The sequence below is a fragment of the Cognatundibacterium squillarum genome, from assembly GCF_014652435.1.
In the GTDB taxonomy this organism is placed as follows: Bacteria; Pseudomonadota; Gammaproteobacteria; order Burkholderiales; family Burkholderiaceae_D; genus Undibacterium; species Undibacterium squillarum.
The window spans coordinates 54,253-70,542 of record NZ_BMYU01000003.1 but is presented as its reverse complement, the minus strand read 5'-3'; the positions used below and the strand labels follow the sequence as shown (position 1 = coordinate 70,542).

At 56.2% G+C, this 16,290-nt stretch carries 14 protein-coding genes; 2 read left to right on the top strand and 12 right to left on the bottom strand.

The features are described 5' to 3' along the window. Window positions 1-316: 316 nt before the first annotated feature. Complete coding sequence (locus IE092_RS07425) at window positions 317-1,573, top strand: ABC transporter substrate-binding protein (RefSeq protein ID WP_189356425.1); 1,257 nt, start codon at window positions 317-319, stop codon at window positions 1,571-1,573. A 71-nt stretch (window positions 1,574-1,644) separates the two neighbouring features. On the opposite strand, the gene IE092_RS07420 is transcribed toward IE092_RS07425, so the two are convergent. From IE092_RS07420 to queC, 3 genes are all read right to left on the bottom strand, one after another. Beyond that, window positions 1,645-3,078, bottom strand: a complete 1,434-nt coding sequence (locus IE092_RS07420; protein WP_189356424.1) for a bifunctional serine/threonine-protein kinase/universal stress protein — start codon at window positions 3,076-3,078, stop codon at window positions 1,645-1,647. Window position 3,079: 1 nt separating this feature from the next. Then, the gene (locus tag IE092_RS07415; protein WP_189356423.1) at window positions 3,080-3,823 is read right to left on the bottom strand and encodes a metallophosphoesterase family protein; all 744 of its coding nucleotides are present in this window, start codon (window positions 3,821-3,823) and stop codon (window positions 3,080-3,082) included. A gap of 65 nt (window positions 3,824-3,888) precedes the next feature. Then, window positions 3,889-4,605 (bottom strand): 7-cyano-7-deazaguanine synthase QueC, encoded by a 717-nt coding sequence (gene queC / locus IE092_RS07410; protein WP_189356422.1) that lies wholly within the window; start codon window positions 4,603-4,605, stop codon window positions 3,889-3,891. Between the two features lie 96 nt (window positions 4,606-4,701). Between queC and IE092_RS07405 the strand changes: the two genes are divergently transcribed. Beyond that, entirely contained in the window at window positions 4,702-6,012 is a 1,311-nt protein-coding gene (locus IE092_RS07405) for a lipopolysaccharide biosynthesis protein (RefSeq protein ID WP_189356421.1), read from the top strand. On the opposite strand, the gene IE092_RS07400 is transcribed toward IE092_RS07405, so the two are convergent. From IE092_RS07400 to IE092_RS07360, 9 genes are all read right to left on the bottom strand, one after another. Further along, on the bottom strand, window positions 5,960-7,729 hold the full coding sequence (locus IE092_RS07400; RefSeq protein WP_229793112.1) for a serine aminopeptidase domain-containing protein: 1,770 nt from the start codon (window positions 7,727-7,729) through the stop codon (window positions 5,960-5,962). The two genes, IE092_RS07405 and IE092_RS07400, sit on opposite strands and share 53 nt — an antisense overlap. A 5-nt stretch (window positions 7,730-7,734) precedes the next feature. Next, window positions 7,735-10,236: a glycosyl hydrolase 2 galactose-binding domain-containing protein gene (locus IE092_RS07395; protein ID WP_189356419.1), complete on the bottom strand. Its 2,502-nt coding sequence runs from the start codon at window positions 10,234-10,236 to the stop codon at window positions 7,735-7,737. A 2-nt stretch (window positions 10,237-10,238) separates the two neighbouring features. Beyond that, window positions 10,239-11,237, bottom strand: a complete 999-nt coding sequence (locus tag IE092_RS07390) for a DUF1839 family protein (protein WP_189356418.1) — start codon at window positions 11,235-11,237, stop codon at window positions 10,239-10,241. Then, window positions 11,234-12,145 (bottom strand): amino acid--[acyl-carrier-protein] ligase, encoded by a 912-nt coding sequence (locus tag IE092_RS07385; RefSeq protein WP_189356417.1) that lies wholly within the window; start codon window positions 12,143-12,145, stop codon window positions 11,234-11,236. Before IE092_RS07385 ends, IE092_RS07390 begins: the two co-directional genes overlap by 4 nt. A 15-nt stretch (window positions 12,146-12,160) precedes the next feature. Continuing rightward, on the bottom strand, window positions 12,161-13,327 hold the full coding sequence (locus IE092_RS07380) for an acyl-CoA dehydrogenase family protein (RefSeq protein WP_189356416.1): 1,167 nt from the start codon (window positions 13,325-13,327) through the stop codon (window positions 12,161-12,163). 2 nt (window positions 13,328-13,329) lie between these two features. Continuing rightward, on the bottom strand, window positions 13,330-13,569 hold the full coding sequence (locus IE092_RS07375) for an acyl carrier protein (protein ID WP_189356415.1): 240 nt from the start codon (window positions 13,567-13,569) through the stop codon (window positions 13,330-13,332). A gap of 50 nt (window positions 13,570-13,619) precedes the next feature. Beyond that, the gene (locus tag IE092_RS07370) at window positions 13,620-14,057 is read right to left on the bottom strand and encodes a holo-ACP synthase (RefSeq protein ID WP_189356414.1); all 438 of its coding nucleotides are present in this window, start codon (window positions 14,055-14,057) and stop codon (window positions 13,620-13,622) included. Window positions 14,058-14,247: 190 nt separating this feature from the next. Further along, window positions 14,248-14,991, bottom strand: a complete 744-nt coding sequence (locus IE092_RS07365; RefSeq protein WP_189356413.1) for a DUF3108 domain-containing protein — start codon at window positions 14,989-14,991, stop codon at window positions 14,248-14,250. Further along, window positions 14,988-16,196 carry a DUF3108 domain-containing protein gene (locus IE092_RS07360; RefSeq protein WP_189356412.1) on the bottom strand — a complete coding sequence of 403 codons (1,209 nt, stop codon included), beginning with the start codon at window positions 16,194-16,196 and terminating at the stop codon, window positions 14,988-14,990. The genes IE092_RS07365 and IE092_RS07360 overlap by 4 nt, the downstream gene beginning before the upstream one ends. Window positions 16,197-16,290 lie beyond the last annotated feature (94 nt).

Sequence of the window (16,290 nt, the reverse complement as noted above, 5' to 3'; positions counted from 1 at the left end):
CTGCGCGGCTTTTTGTTTTGCTGTCGGGCAAATTTGCTCAGCCAGCTCTGCAGGCCACGAAAATGCCGCAAATGCGGTGTTCAGCACAGCGATCCGGCGGTCACCGGCAGAAAGTCCGGGCTTCAGAAAATGGTAAATGACGATGGCTGCACAGTTCGGGTGACTTGCATACGCTTCAGCCTGAAGCGCTCTCAGGTCAGCCGGATGCCGCAGGGATAGCCTGCGTCAAAGTTTGCGGCATCACAATCCCTGTTGTGACCTGATCATGCATCACATGGTAATCTTGCATTGTTTTGCTGCCACTTGCCTCCACGCTATGAAGACCTTACCGCTTCGCTCCCGACGTCAGTTACTGATGCTGCTGCCCTGTGTGCTGGCAGCGATGACCCTGAGTCCGCTGGCTGCAGCGCAGGAAGCAAAGATCCGCATCGGCCTGATCGCCTCGCTGTCCGGCAAACCGGATACCGCCGCCGGCGAGAGCATGCGCGGAGCGGCGCGCACCTTCGTGCTGGAGATTAACCGTCAGGGCGGCTTTCTCGGTCGTCAGGTTGAGCTGGTGGAAAAAGATGATCAGTCGAATGCCGGTCAGACCTCGGTGCTGACCCGTGAACTGATCGAAAAAGATAAAGTCGTGGCAGTGATTGGTTTATCCGATACCGCCAGCGCGATGCAGGCCGCACCGGTATGTCAGGAAGCACGTATTCCCTTGTTACTGACCGCCGCCAGCGGCAATGTCTTGCCGCAATCCTGGATGCCACCGGCTTTACCGGACAGTTTTGTATTCCGCGTTGCTGCCAGCGACAGCGTGCAGCAGGAAGCCTTGCTGCATGACATTCTGGATAAACGCAAAATCACAGCGATTGCTTTGCTGCATGACCAGAGCCCGGAAGGGCTGGCAGGCAAAGAAAGTCTGCTGAATGAAATGACGCGCCGTCATGTGCAGCCGGTGGTGACGGTGTCACTGGGACAGGGGCCGCATGATGGTTCCGCATTGCTGCGTCAGATTAACAGTGCCGGTGCCCGCATGGTGCTGGTGTACGGCAAACCGGCAACGGCAGCGATGGTCGCAGATCAGTTGCAGCGCAGCCGCTTTGTGCTGCCGATGGCAGGCAGTGCGGCACTGGCAACGCGCAGCTTCACCAGTCTGGCACGCGACAGTGCCGAAGGCGTGCGGATGCCGCTCAGTTATCTGGAACATGATTCCGCGCGCAGCAAACAATTCACGCAATCGTATCAGCAAAGTAACGGCGGCCGTTCGGCACCGGCAGCGGCCATCGCAGCGCAAACCTATGATGCCTTGCAGATACTGCGCGCAGCCGTGCAGCAGGCGCAAACCACGGAGCCGGAAAAAATCCGCGATGCGCTGGAGGACTTGCAGGGTGAAGTGCAGGGCACGCTGATCAGCCGTTATCAGAAACCGTTTTCGCGTTATGAGCATGATGCGATTTCCGCCGGCATGCTGGTGATTGCGGAATTCTGGCGCGGACAAGTCCGGTTTTCTTACCGCGAAGATGCTGCAGCCGCTGTGGAATTCCGTGCACGTAAAGGCCGTACGGAAGAAACTGCGAAATAATTTATCAATTTATTGATTGATAAATCAATCGATTCAGGTCGTTGACGTTTTGCCGCAAACACAGCGCGGATTCAGGACTTCTGATCCGGTGTTTTGACCACGGTCACGGTACAGTTCGCTTCCGCTACCACTTGCGCTGACACGCTGCCCAGATATCGGCGGATCGCAGAACTGCCGCGTGAACCGATGATGATGTGATCGACTTCATTTGCCTGCGCATAGTCAATAATTGCACCGGCGGTATCCGGTGCTTCCAGCACGTGATACGTGATTTTTCCGGCGCTCAGTTGCAAAGGCCGCGCCCAGTGTTTTAATTCCACCAGTTGTTTGACGTGAATATTTTCCCCTTGCTGTATCAGGCTTTCGTCCATGCCGATGCGGCTGGTTTTGCGCACTGTCAGGCAGGCCAGCCGCGCGCCGGGTTCGGTTTGCAGCATACGGCGCGTGACGGAACGCAGGCTTTCTGCCAGTGCTTCCGTGCCGTGGGTTAAATCCAGCGCCACCACAATCATCGGCGATTTGGCTAACTGTTCTGAAATACTGTGACCAAGCACAGGTTCTTTACCGGCGGCTTTCAGGCGGCGTTTCATCACCGATAACAAGCCATCCTGCGATTGTTTTTCTGCCCGTTCGGTCAGTGGAATCTGGTCCGGATTCTGCAGTAAAAAACCCAGCTGGGCAGCGGTATCAAAACGGTCGGACGGCTGCACTTCCAGACAGCGCAGAACGATTTCCTGAAACCACGGTGGTAAATCCGGCCGGTGTGAGCGCGGCGGGATCGGGTCACGGTATAAACGTTTTTTCAGACCGGCGACGGAAGTCGGGTGGCCGAACGGACGCTCGCCGGTGGCAAGGTGATACATCAGCACGCCCAGTGCAAACAAATCGCTGCGCGGTTCATTACGCACACCCAGCACTTGCTCCGGCGAGATATACGGGCCGGTTCCCATCGGCAGGCGGAATTCTTCATCCAGCAAATCCGGCAGTTTATCGTGGCGCGATAAACCGAAATCAATCAGCACCGCAATCGGTCCGCGGAACATGATATTGCTGGGTTTGATATCCAGATGAATCACATGCTGGCGATGTAAATCATGCAGTGCATACGCGACCTGAATTCCGGCCTGCACCACTTCTTCCAGCGGCAGCGGTGAACGGTCGAAGCGGGCGCGTAAAGATTCACCGGCAATCTGTTCCATCACGATATACGGCTGCGCATCAAAGTCACCGGAACCGAAATAGCGCGGCACATGCGGGCCTTTCAGTTTCGGCATAATCATCTGTTCGACTTCAAATGCCACGATCGCGGTCGGATCATCGGTGGAAAACAGCAACGGGACTTTCATGATCAGCGGCGGCACACCGTTTTCCATGCCGGGTTTGCCCGCATGGCGGTTGCGCAGATCGGTGACACGCCACAGCGCAGCCATGCCGCCGGTATGCAATTTTTCTTCCAGACGGTAACCGTCAAATTCCATACCGGGTTGCAGGCTCGGTGCGCGCATACTATTCCCCTGTCAGTAGTCGTTTTGCCAGTGATGCGGGTAAGCCGGCGGCAGTTACTTTGCCGGCGGCGGTTTCATAGTCGTAGGGTACGCGGTAAAACGTGAGTTCTTGTGTATCTGTATCAAAGGTGGCGTAACAAGCGGCAGGATTGCCGTCGCGCGGCTGTCCGGCAGAACCCGGAATCACCAGCCAGCGGCGCTGTTTACTCAGCGGTATGGAATGTTCCGGTGCTGGCAGAAATTCACCGGTTTTGCCGGTCATGGTCATGTGGTACAGCGTCGGAATATGCACGTGGCCGCAGAAGGTAATCTGCGCTTTGCAGGCGTGCATACTGCGCATCGCTTCCATCACGCCATCGATGTATTCCCATTTTTCCGGTGCCCATGCGTTCGCATGCACCAGCAGCAAATCGTCTTTTTCTATGCGGTAAGGCAGATTGCGTAAAAACGACAATTGCTCAGCATTCAGTTGCGAACGTGTCCATTCCAACGCCTGCCGCGCAGCCGGATGCATAGAAGAAGTATCGCTTTGAAATAATGCTGCATCGTGGTTGCCCTGTAACACCCAGGCACCTCGCGCAGCATATTCCATGACCAGACTGGTCACTGCAGCAGGTTCCGCCCCGTAGCCAACCAGATCACCGAGAAACGCAAACTGACTGACGCGGCGTTCAGCGGCATGCGCCAGACAAGCCTGTAAGGCTTCCAGATTGGCGTGCAGATCAGTGATCATGGCAATCAGCATGGTGGATTCCGTTTTCCGTTCACAAAAACATGTTGTCAGCTTAAATCGGAAAGCTAACGTCAGACTTACACGCGGTCACGATATTGCTGATAGCCACGTGCGCGCAGTTCACAGGCCGGACACGTACCGCAGCCATGGCCCCAGTCATGCAGTGCGCCGCGCTCACCCAGATAGCAGGTATGGGTATCCTGACGGATCAGATCCACCAGCGCCGCGCCACCCAGATCTTCTGCCAGTTCCCAGGTCTGGGATTTATCAATCCACATCAGCGGGGTTTCCAGCTTCATGCGGGTTGCCATGCCCAGATTCAGTGCAACCTGCAGCGCTTTCATGGTGTCATCACGGCAATCCGGATAGCCGGAAAAATCGGTTTCACACATGCCGCCGACCAGCACATTCAGACCACGGCGCACCGCCAGTGTGGCAGCCACCATCATGAACATCAGGTTACGGCCGGGTACGAAAGTATTTGGCAAACCGTTGGCCTGCATTTCAATTGCGATATCTTCGGTCATTGCGGTATGCGATAACTGCGAAATCAGCGACAGGTCTATCATGTGATCTTCGCCGAGGCGTGCGGCCCATTCCGGCGAGAATGTACGCATTTTTTCCAACAGTGCCGGGCGGACGGTTAACTCAATGGCATGTCTTTGTCCATAATCGAAACCAATTGTTTCAACGCGTGCATAACGTGACAATGCCCAGGCAAGGCACGTAGTAGAATCCTGACCACCACTGAATAAGACCAGTGCTGTGTCGTTGTTGTTACTTAGTATTTTCATAAAAGTGTAATTTATTCAATCTTTGTTCCGGCCGGGCACATGAAATGTGCGGCGCAGTGCCCGTCAGCGGGCATAGGACGATGTTAACGCAAGCGCATGACTTTTCATAAAAAATTTCTCTCTGCCTCGGTATTATCGGTCATTGATCAGGGCATGCTCAGCGCCCTGAATTTTCTGATCGGAGCGGTACTGATCCGCCTCGCCACCAAGGAAGAGTATGGCTTGTACGGGCAATTGTATTCCGGTGGCTTGCTGGCCGGACTGATTGTCGATTCCTGGATTGCCGGCCCGCTGACCACAGTCGCCAGCGCAGTGCATGCCAGCACACGCAAAAATCTGTTGCGCCGTTACTGGGCCAAGCAGATTTTCTGGACAGTGCTGATGGGGCTGACCGCATTTCTGATTGTCGAATTTGTACCGGCGGCCACGCATCATGCGGATAAAGCCTTACTGCTCGGCGCAGCTTTCGGCGCGTATGTCATTGGTAACGGTTTGCGTGAATACGGACGTACCGTTGGCTTTATTATGTCCGATATCCGCAGCGTACTGCGTCAGGACATCGTGTATGTGGTTGCGGTGCTGGGAGGTCTGGCATGGCTGTATCATGAAGGTGATATGGCGGTGGCACCGATTATGTTCATGCTGGCAGGCTGTTCTGCCCTGTGTGCATTGTTCGGAAGGCAGCGCCTGATACAGCTGACCGGTGGCGATACAGCCATCAGCGACGAAGACAGCATTATTCTGCAAAACCATCAGACTGAAATTCAGGGACATGGCCGCTGGGCTGTGGCCGGTGTGATTGTCGGCTGGTTATCGAATTACAGTTATATCTACCTGTCCGGTATCTGGCTGGGTCTGAGTGCGATCGCAGACCTGAATGCAGCGCGTTTATTGTTAATGCCGATTCCGCTGGCGGTGGCAGCATGGGTGCGTGTGGCAAGGCCGGAAGCGGCGCGCCTGATGGCGGCGCATGACTGGCCTGGCTTGCGCAAGCTGACCTGGTTTTCACTGGCCGGTATCGAAGCAGTGGTGCTGATGTATGTCGGCTTTATGCTGCTGACGCTGCCGTGGCTGGAGCGTCATGTGATCGGCAATAAATACGACGGACTGGACCCGCTGATCATGCTGTGGGGCGCATACTTTGCGGTGAATTCGGCGCGCACCATCGGCACATCATGGCTGATGAGCGGCGGCGAATTCCGTTCGATGTTTTTCCTCGGCACAGTGACTTTGCTGCTGGTGATTGGTATCACCACCGCAACGCTGCCGTATCTGGCAGCGGCGGGAGCGATTGTGGCACTGATTGCGGTGGAGATTTTCGAAACCGTGGTGGTCTGGCGCTATATCCTGCCGACTATGCAGCGGAATCGCCAAAACGCTGCTGCAGCTGTTTCGTCAGATAGCTGATTACTTTTTGCTGAGCATCCAGCGGCGTGAATGTGTGATCCGCGCCGCGCAGTATCCGCATATCAAAGCGGCTGCTGCGTCTTAGCAGCGCAGCGTGCCGCCCGAATTTTTCTGTCATCAGATCCACGCTGGCATCGCCGGCATCCATCACCATCAGCACATGCTTGCCCAGCGCACAAAATGCACGCAGATGGCGGGCTTCCGGGCTCAGTAAGAACGGAACCGGCAACCAGTTTTCTGTCAGCTTGTGCGCAATCGCCGCCAGCCGTTTCAGAATGCGGCCGGTCAGTTTGGAAAAGATCAGACCGAAATGGATATCGCCGCTGAACAAGCGTTTCCATGTGGCCGGATCACGCAATGCTTTGACGTAAAAACTGGACGATTTAATCGACGTCTGGCGTCGCTGTTCTATGGTTTCTTCCGGATTCCAGACATACACCAGCTGATTCATCAGCATCAGACCGCAGATACGTTTGTCTGCCAGACTGGTGCTGTATGCGAAGTAAGCGCCGGAACACAAACCACCGAGCACAAATTCCTGATAACCCTGCTGCTCCAGAAAATCCATCGCCGCACGGATGTCCGCAACACCATCAGCGGCATGCACATCATTATGATTACCCGCTGCGGTAGCGCGGCTGTAACCGATACCGGATTTATCGAAGCGCAGCACAGTGAAGCCTTGCTGTATCAGGGCGCGAGCCAGCTTCACATACAGACGGTGATTACCGGTACGGTGATTAGCACCAATATTGCACAGAATCACTGCAGGTTTGCGTGTATCCGGTTCTTGCGGCAGACTCAGCACACCTTCCATGCCGTCGAAATGCACGATCTGTTCATGGACAGCGATTGCGCTCTGCAGCCATTGTGCTTCGTTGGCAGATGCGGTTAATTTCGGGGCTGTCGTCGCTGCATGTATTTCCGGAAACTGGCTGCTCAGCCAGTCTGTACAATGCTGCCACATCGCATGCGGTACCACGCTGCTGTGCGCGTCCACCTGCATCATGGCCTGATAGCCGGGCACTGCAGAAAAGCTGACTGCATCATGTTGCTGCTGCCATTGCGCAGCCAGTGCGGCTTCCTGACCTTCAATATCATCGCGGCTCAGCAGTAATACCGGACACGCCGGTACCGCCATTTTTTTCAGATCCAGCGCGGCCATTGCGCTGCGGGTTTCTTGCGGAAAGGTATATCCGGTCAGCTCTTCGGCCGACATGGTAGCCAGTACTTCTTCCGGCAAACCCATATTGCGCAGCACCTGCAATTCGCGCGCATAGGCACGGCCACTGATCACCGGTGCACACAGCAATAAGCCATCAGCGCGGCAATCCGCACTGACACTGGCTGCCAGCAAAGCGCCGAAGCGCAAACCGGCCAGACACAAATGCTGTACCTGCGCCTGTTCACGCAGCCACGCAGCGGCGGTGCGGATATTGTCCTGCCATGCCGCAATCTGTGCGCTGCTGATGTCGGCAGCATCACCGGTATTTTGGTAATCAAAACTCAGGACATCAAAACCGGCCGCTGATAAGCGTGCTGCCAGCATACGCAGTGACAGATAACTGACCATGTATTCATGGCCGAACGGTGCGCACAGCACCACGCCGCAGCGGCGGCTGAGTTTGCTGTTGTGTTGCGCCGGATGATAATGCGCGAGCATCGGTGCGGCAGCGTCGCCCAGCCAGAAAGCCTGTGCAGCAGGAGGATGAAACATGGTGGTCACGTTGCGGCCTCCGCAGGGAAGGCCAGTTTCAGCACGCCGTTCAGATTCAGCGCACTCAGTTGCAAACGGGTGTTGGCAGCAGCGCCGGACAGCTGCAGCGTATGCGGCACGCCCGGATATAAATGGAAATAATTGTCACTGCACTGCACGCCGTTTGCCTGCAGATGCACCGCCTGCAGGAAGCGGTCGCTGCACAGACGAATCTGCGCTTGCTGTGCTGTCTGATCAATAACTTGCAGTGTTACGCTGGCTTGCGACTCGGCAGGTAACACATGGCCAGCCGGAAATGCATAGCCTGCAATGCTGCCTGCCGCGTCGTCTTCAGCCTGCCAGTGTACGGCGGCGACCTGATGGCTGACCGGCCCGAAGCGGTAGGCATACGCGGTATCCATGAAGTAAGGCAGCAAGGCATCGGCTCGCTGCTGCCACTGACTGTGCGGTGCCAGTTCCAATGGCAGACTGACTTCAGCGGTCGTCGTCGCAGGTAAGCGCAGCAAACGCAGTGTCAGCGTGCCGCGCATGGTCTGCGCACTGTCATTCACGACATGGCAGGCCAGACCGTTTAAACCTTCATCGGTCAGAAAAGCCGTTTGGGCTGCCATGCTGCGCTTCAGATAGTAGTAAGCGGCTTTCGCTTGTCCGTGCGCATCCACCACGCCCCAGCCTGCACCTTCGCGCAAATCTTTCCAGAACCAGATTAATGCACCGTGGCAGGCAGAACCGGAACGCCGCCAGGTTTGCAGGGTTTGTTCCATTAACTGACCGGTTACGCGGCGCGTCAGCGCCAGATAGCGTTCGCGGTCGGCATAACGCAGGCGCATTGCATCCGTCTGATACATTTGCGTCAGATAATGATCGCGCACATCTTCAAAATCCCAGCCAGTGCCGTGATCACGCGGCACACCCTGTTTCCATGACGGGTGTGCGCCGGGGCTGTCACCGTTGCCATGCATACGGTCGAGCAGACTGTCTTCCGGCATATTCGCAAAGCCCAGACATTCCGAGGTGAAACGCACACCGGATAAACGTGCATCATCCGGCGTGCGCAGATAAGCGCCAACGCCGAAGTAATGCGCAATACCGGCATCCACCTGAAACGGCATCACGCCGCCGCTGGGGCTGGACGGGATATACAGCAAATCCGGCCGCCATTGTTTGCACAGCGCCGGTAAGGTGTCGCTGAAGAAAGGATTACGCCAGTTCTCTGCAGGCTGACCAAGCATTGCTGCCTGTTGTTCGACTTCGCTGTTGCCGCAAATGATGGCAAGGCAGACTGCAGACTGGGTGCGTTGCAGGAAAGCGGCAGACTCTGCCGCAACCATATCTGCAAACGCTGCATCGCCCACCGGATAATCCATATTCGCGAACATCATGTCCTGCCAGACCATGATGCCCATCTCATTACACAATTGATAAAAATCATCCTGCTCAAACTGCATTGTGCCCGGCAGACGCAGCATATTCATACCGGCATCACGTGCCAGTTGCAGATGCTGGCGCAGCGACGCCGGTTCAGCGTATAAGCGCGTGACGTCCGCCGGTGTCCAGCAGGCACCACGGCAGAATACTGCGACATCGTTCACATACACGGTGTAGCCGCCATCCTGCTGATCCGCGTGCAGGCTGCGGAAACCGGTTTCACCGAGCGGCAGCATCAGATGCTGGTCTTCGCCTTCCAGTTCCAGCAGGCAGGTGTACAGATGCGGTGTGCCGTGCGTATGCGGCCACCAGCGCTGCGGTTCGGGGAAAAATAATTCGCCCTGCAATTCGCTGCGCTGCGCATCCTGCGGCAGGATGCTGAGTTCCGCGCTGTGCGGGCCGACGTGCAGTAAAGCGCGTTTCAATTTGTGCGTTTGCTGAATATCGGCGTGAAAGCGGACATAGCCATCATGGCCATGCAGTTCCGGTTGCAAGCGGAGCTGGCTGATGCGCCAGGTCTGACGTCGCTCAAACCAGACCGGACGATACGGCCCGACGGGTGCACCGGTCGGTGACCAGCCCGGCATACGTCCGAGCAGACTGGTGCGCAGCCAGCGCAATTGCTGCTGTTCGACCAGACGGGTTTTCCAGTGCGGACGCGGACGGCGTTGCGCCAGCACAGTGTTCAGCGCCGGAAAATACAGGGTCAGCGTACCGCTGCGTTGTGCACCGAACAGGCTGTCCGGCAGGCTGCAGCGCATGAACATATTCTCAGATTGCCCGATCTGCACATCATTCCAGAAAATCTGTGCCGGTCCGGCCAGGCCATCAAAATGCAGAAAGGCCAGATCCTCCGGCAGCGTCAGCGTGGTCTGAAACCATACATCATGCTGATCCAGCGGTTCCGGTAAAGCCTGATTCGCAGCGCGGTATACCGACGCGGCAGTGCAGGGCGGCTGCGCAGTCAGTGCAGCCTGCCAGTTCAGTGCGGAAGGGGCTGAAAACTGCCCGGATGCGGTGATCTGCATAGCCCACTGGCTGTCCACGGCAGAAACGCTGGGGGAGAGAAAAGCCTGCATGATTATTTCTGCACATTAGCGGCGTTCAGCGCCGCTTCCAGCGCTGTCATACCGTGGCTGTAATGGGTGCTCAGTTCATCCACCAGACCAGCCAGATCGACGACACGCGGACTCATTACGGCACGCGCTGTTTTCATCAGCAGGGTTTTGGTGGTGGCGGAAATGGCAGCGAATGCTGCGGCAGCTTCAGAAAAATCGCCCTGTTGCTGCGCTGTCAGCCAGCGCAGCATTTCACCACCCAGCGAAAATCCGGCACCGAGCTGGCGCAGATTGGCGAACGCATACGCATGATAAGCGCCCATGCCTTCCTTTTTTAAACGATCCACCTCCTGCAAAAACACCGGCGCAAACGCCTGCACCGGATTGTGCTCAGGACGACGCGCCACATGCTTGCGCAGCAGCGTCAGCGCACGCGAAGCCAGTTCGGTTTCCGGCAAAATCTGTTTGCGGTCGGTGCGCACAAATTCGGCAAACAGCGGCATGAAAGCCGGATCATACGGTTTGCCGACGCGGAAAGTTTCCACGAAATCTTCACCCTGCAGCACGTGATAACTGCTGTTGTGGAAGTAACCGAGCTTTTGTGCTGCGACGTCGATTTCCTGAATCGCAATCGTGGTTTTCACATGATTGGTACGGTAATCAGTACCGGCTGTATCCGGCAGCCAGAACGCATCGCTTTCGGTCAGCACCAGACGGCCGCGCTCCAGCTGCGTCAGCGCATTCGGCAGCAAGCCGCGCCAGACATTCAGTTCCTGTACATCGATACCGTACAGCGTGAATAAATCTTCATGTGGCGGCTTGTAAAACGTCCACTGATCGCCGTCAAAATCATTGGCAAACACCATGGATAAACAGGCCAGCGGATTCAGGCCGAGGCTGTGCAGCAACTCTACCCAGACATCAATATAGCAATTGGTTTCCGCCCATTCGCAGTCGGGCGCATGCAGCGCATGCGCCTGATAGCCGTTTTCCAGTGCGGGACGAAAGGCGGCGACGCTCATAAGCCCAGTTGCTCCCTGACGCTGGCTGGCCAGTCTGCCAGTTGCATACCGTGGGTGCGGAACAGTGCCATCACGATACGTTCCAGACCAAAGCCGAGGCAGGCCGTGTGTGCGGTATCGCCGTTCGGGTTCTGAATTTCAAACAGCTTACCGAAGTGATCCTGATGGTAATTGAAGGAACACACCGCGGTCGGTTTTTCCTGCCAGATCACCGGCACCACAATTTCAAACTTCAGTTGCTGTTCGCGCTGATTCGCTGCCAGCATACGGCCACCGCGACCGAAGAAAGGATCGGAAGCGACTTCGGCACGCGCAGGCAGACCGAGCGAAGTCAGAATTTCCAGACCGCGCTGCAGCCACAGATCACGCCATGCAACCACCACATCCGGCGTACCGACACGCACGAATTCACGCACGCGGAAAGACTGCATACGGGTTGGTTCCGGCGATGGCTCGTGACGGAATACCCAGTTCTGCATATCCACCAGACGGCCGCCTTCCGGCAGCGTGCCGGTAAAGCTCGGATACACCGGATAGCAGGCAGCCGGTGTGAGGCAAACTGCTGTCATGGTTTGCAGATGGGTCCACGGACGGCCTTCATGCACATTCTCAGACAATTCTTTGTGTTGCGCATCATTGCCGGTGAAGCTGAAAATCGTACCGGCCAGTTGCGGGAAAGAATCCAGATATTCACTGCGTTCCAGCACTTTGCGATCAAGGCAAGGCGGAAACGACATCCGTGTTGCCAGATCCGGCGCAGCGACGCGCGATACATAATCATCAAACTGGCGCAGCACTTGTTCAAACACCGGACCGCGTCCGAAAATGCCCTGTACACCGACAGGAATAATGTGGCCGGCAGCCACCAGATCATCGTGCAAGCCTTCAGGCGTAAAATCAGCAGACATTGTTTGTTCTCCTTATCAGTCGTCTTTGAGTACCAGCAGCAGATTGGCATTGGTTGCCAGAATGCGGTCATTGCCCACCATCAGCATCGCGGACAAACTGTCGCGTACATGGCGGTTCATGCTGAACGGTGTACCGTTTTTATAGGCCACAATGCCGCAGATCGACAGGGCTTTTTGCACGATGCGCGGTAATTCTTCAGTCGCATCAATTTTCAGATTATTCATCCGCACCGAGTAGCCTATCGACGACAACGGGCCGGTCGCTGCATCTTCACGGGCTGACAAGACTTCATATTCATGCAGACAGGCTTCCACCGCGCTGCGCAAGCCCTGCAGCATGCTGACCAGTTCCGCCAGACGGGTCGCGGTTGGCGGTACGGTGCCCGGTTTGCTGCGCGCCTGTTTGCGCACAAAAGCGCGTGCTTTGTTGACTGCAGCCGATGCGCAACCGCTCCAGCAACCGCCCCACAGTAAATGCGAAACCGGAACGACAGTCCGTGCCGACATATCGCCGAACGGCACTTTCATGATTTGCGCGGCATCGCCGCTGGCAGTGACCAGAAACGGCGGGCTGCAGGTGCCGCGCATGCCCATGGTGTCCCAGTTACCTTTTTGTTCCAGCGTGAAATCGCCTTTGCGCAACAGAATCAGTACCTGATCGCTCGGGCCTGCCTCCGCATTGCGGCGTGCGGTCAGCAGTAAATCATCGGCTTGCGCGCCGTAAGAAATGGTGGTCGCATCTTTGACCACGTGATAACGCTGGCCATCGCTTTCCACTGCACACTGACTGCGGCGCATTTCACCGCCCACATTCACTTCCGACGTAACCGATGCAATCAGATACTGATGCTGCACCAGATCGCGCAGATACTGGCTGAACCATGCATCATCCGGTGCATGATCGACGATCGTAATCACCTGAATCTGGTGCATCGCGAAAATCATGGCCGTGGATGCGCAGGCACGCGCCAGCGTATCGCACATCACCACCAGCTCGCGCAGGCTGACGCCGGCACCGCCGAGGGATTGCGGCACGTAGGCGCTCATCAGTCCGGCCTGTTTCAGCGCAGCGATGGCTTCGTGCGGGAAACGTGCTTCGCGGTCTACTGCATCGGCATGCACAGCCGCGACATCATTCGCGATCTGCTTTACCTGTTCCGTCAGTGTGAGGGCGGTGCACATGATCAGCCTTTCAGTTCTTCAATCGCTGCGTTAATCGCGCTGATGCTTTCAAACACGCTGCGTTTCAGCATGCGGTCAGGAAATTCCAGATCAAATGCATCTTCCAGTGCCAGCATCACATTCACACTGGCGTGCGATGTCATACCGGCTTCGTACAAATCTGCGTCATCAGACAGTGTGGCGACATCGACGGTGAATTTGCCGTGGTCTTTCAGAATCTGACGGATAGTATCTTTGCTCATCGTTATTCCCCTTTTTTGAAAAGTGATTGTTATCTGTTTTTTTAAGAATGTCAGCCAGCGCTGGCAACCGCAATCGCGTAATCCTGATCGTGGCTGAGGCTGACTGTAATATAGTAAATCCCTTGCCTTGCAGCAATGTGACGTAAATCCTGATGCAGACGTATGAATGGCGCACGACCGCGCGGACGCACGACTTCCACCTGTTTCCACGGTAACGCGGTGTCAGCATCCGGATTCAGTAATTTGAAGCAGGCTTCTTTCGCGGCAAAGCGCGCTGCCAGACTGGCGGCAAAACCGCTGCTGCCGGGACGGGCGTCCTGAATTTCTGCAGGTGTGAAAATTCTGTGCAGATAGCGGTCGCCGAATTGCTGCAGTGAAGCGCTGACTGCCGGAATAAATGCCAGATCACAGCAGACCGAAGGGCGGGCGGCAACGCGCCGGCGCTGACGGATGCGGAATGCAGAAAATGGCGCTGGCGTAGGCATCATTCGCAGTGGGCAGGAAATTGTAACTAAACGTAATAACCCAATAGGATAGACGAACTGTCTGACGTGAGCGTGAAAAAATGCAAACTTTCTGCGAAAAAAAACGGTTTCATTTCCATGTGGAAATGAAACCGTCCTGTTTCTGTCCGGAACGATATTGCGCTCCGGAAATTTTATAAAACTTTCCCGAAAATTAAGAACCTACGCCTGTCTTTTTCAGGCTTTCCAAAGTCTGATCAACGAAGTCACCATCCGCATCGCTGAAGCGCAAACGCACCGGATACCAGTCCAGACCGGGTGCCAGCCAGATATCCAGTTGCTGGTCTTTGGAATCTGCCGGTGGTGCTTTGCTTAAATGCAGGCAGGCTTGCGGGCCCATCGCCGTTTGCAGGGTTTCATTGCCGACCACACGGAAAGTCCACGGATCGGCATCGCGGCGTCCGGCCACGAATAATTTCCATTCCTGTCCGGTGACGGCTTTATCCGGATTGGCGCGGATCAGCGCAATCACTTGCCATACCGCGCTGCTGCGATCCTGCTCGCCGCCTTTCAGCGTATAGGTTTGCTCGGATGCTGAAAACTTAAGCGTCTTTTTAGCGCGGTCAAACGTGGTGATGGTTTCCGGTTTATTGAAACGCTTTTCATTAAACTGATCCGGTGCCAGACCGAAACTGTCAATGCTGCCACGGCTGCCGGTATCGAGAATTTTGCCGATCAGCATGGCGCGGGTTTCGCTGTGGACGCTGTATTTTTTATCGTCCGCCTGCCATTGCACGGTGGCATTGCCACTGACCGGAATACCGCTTTGTTTGGCTTTAATCGTGTAACGCAATTCTGCAGACGGTGCCAGCGAAAATGCGGCAGCTTCAGCGGCGTGTGCTGCAGCGCTGCCCAGCAGCATCAGGCTCAGCAAACTGCGTATCAATATTTTTTTCATGAGGGTGAACTCCATTCCGTACTGCGCAGGGTTTGTGTGGTGACTGCGCCATGGCTTTCTGTATTGCGGATCTGCACCGGCAGCCAGTGCAGATCCGGTGCCAGCCAGATATCCAGTGCAGAATTGTATTTGCCCGCCAGTGGTGGTCTGCGTAAATGCCAGCAGCGATAAGTGCCTGCGCTGGTTTTCAGCGTGGTTTCTTCCACCACTTCAAATACAAAATCCATTGCATCGCGGTCTTCCGCAACCTGAATCCGGAAACGTCGTCCCGCCTGAAACCAGCCCGGATCAGCTTTGCCCAGCGCTGCCAGTTGCAATAGTACGCTGGCGCGGTCTTGTGCGCCGGAATGCAGTGCAAGTGTTTTATTCGAAGACGAAAAGGTCACCGTCGCGCCACTACGGTCAAAATGCGTCGCGGTTTCACTGCGGCCGCGCCGTTTTTCGCTGAGGATGCGTGGTTGCAGCGCAGCCTGAGTAATTTGCCCTTCGCTGACCGACTGATACAGCGTGACCGAAGTCAGCAGCAAATCCAGTCCGGCATTCAGTTCCAGCCGGTAATGCTGGCTGTCATGCTGCCAGCGCACTTCACCGACGCCGTACATGGGATTTTGTCCCGGCGTTTCGCGCACGATACGCATCTGCATCGTCACGGATGGCGGCGCGATGATCTGTGTTGTACTCAGGCGCGGCGCATCGTCGGCAGCACTGACGCCCTGCGCTTCAGCAGCATTACCATTCCCTGCGCTGATTTTGTGAGCATCGTCTGTGCTGGCAGTGGTTGCAGTAACTGCAGACAGCGCGGGGATCAGGCTGCTGTCAGCCAGCGGTAAAACCGGTTCTGCGGCAATCACCGCATCGGCGATGACGGGCTGCGTCGGAGCGCGGATCGCAGCGCGGCGTGGTGAACCGCCAGCCGCCGCTGACTTCGCAGGCTGCCCGGATTTTTTTGCAGCCTGCGTCGCCGCTTGCGCAACTTCAGGTACGGGCGCGGGTGCTGCCTCCGTCAGACTGATCTGCAGCGCCGCCGGTGCATCGGGTTCTTGCGACAACCATTCGCCGTTAAGCGCAGCCAGCAAGCCACCGTGCAGCACTGCTGCCAGCGTCAGATAAGGCAGTAATTGCCGGATAACAGAAGGGCCGGAATTTGGTTTCACCTGAGTTTGCAGTTCAGTCAGAAAGCACGAGGATGGGCGTGTCAGACGCACGGTGTTGCGCAAAACGCTTACCACGTAAGTGTAACGCAGCCTTTGCCGTATGCGCTTGATTGACGCATTAGTATCACTGATGCAAGATACAGAC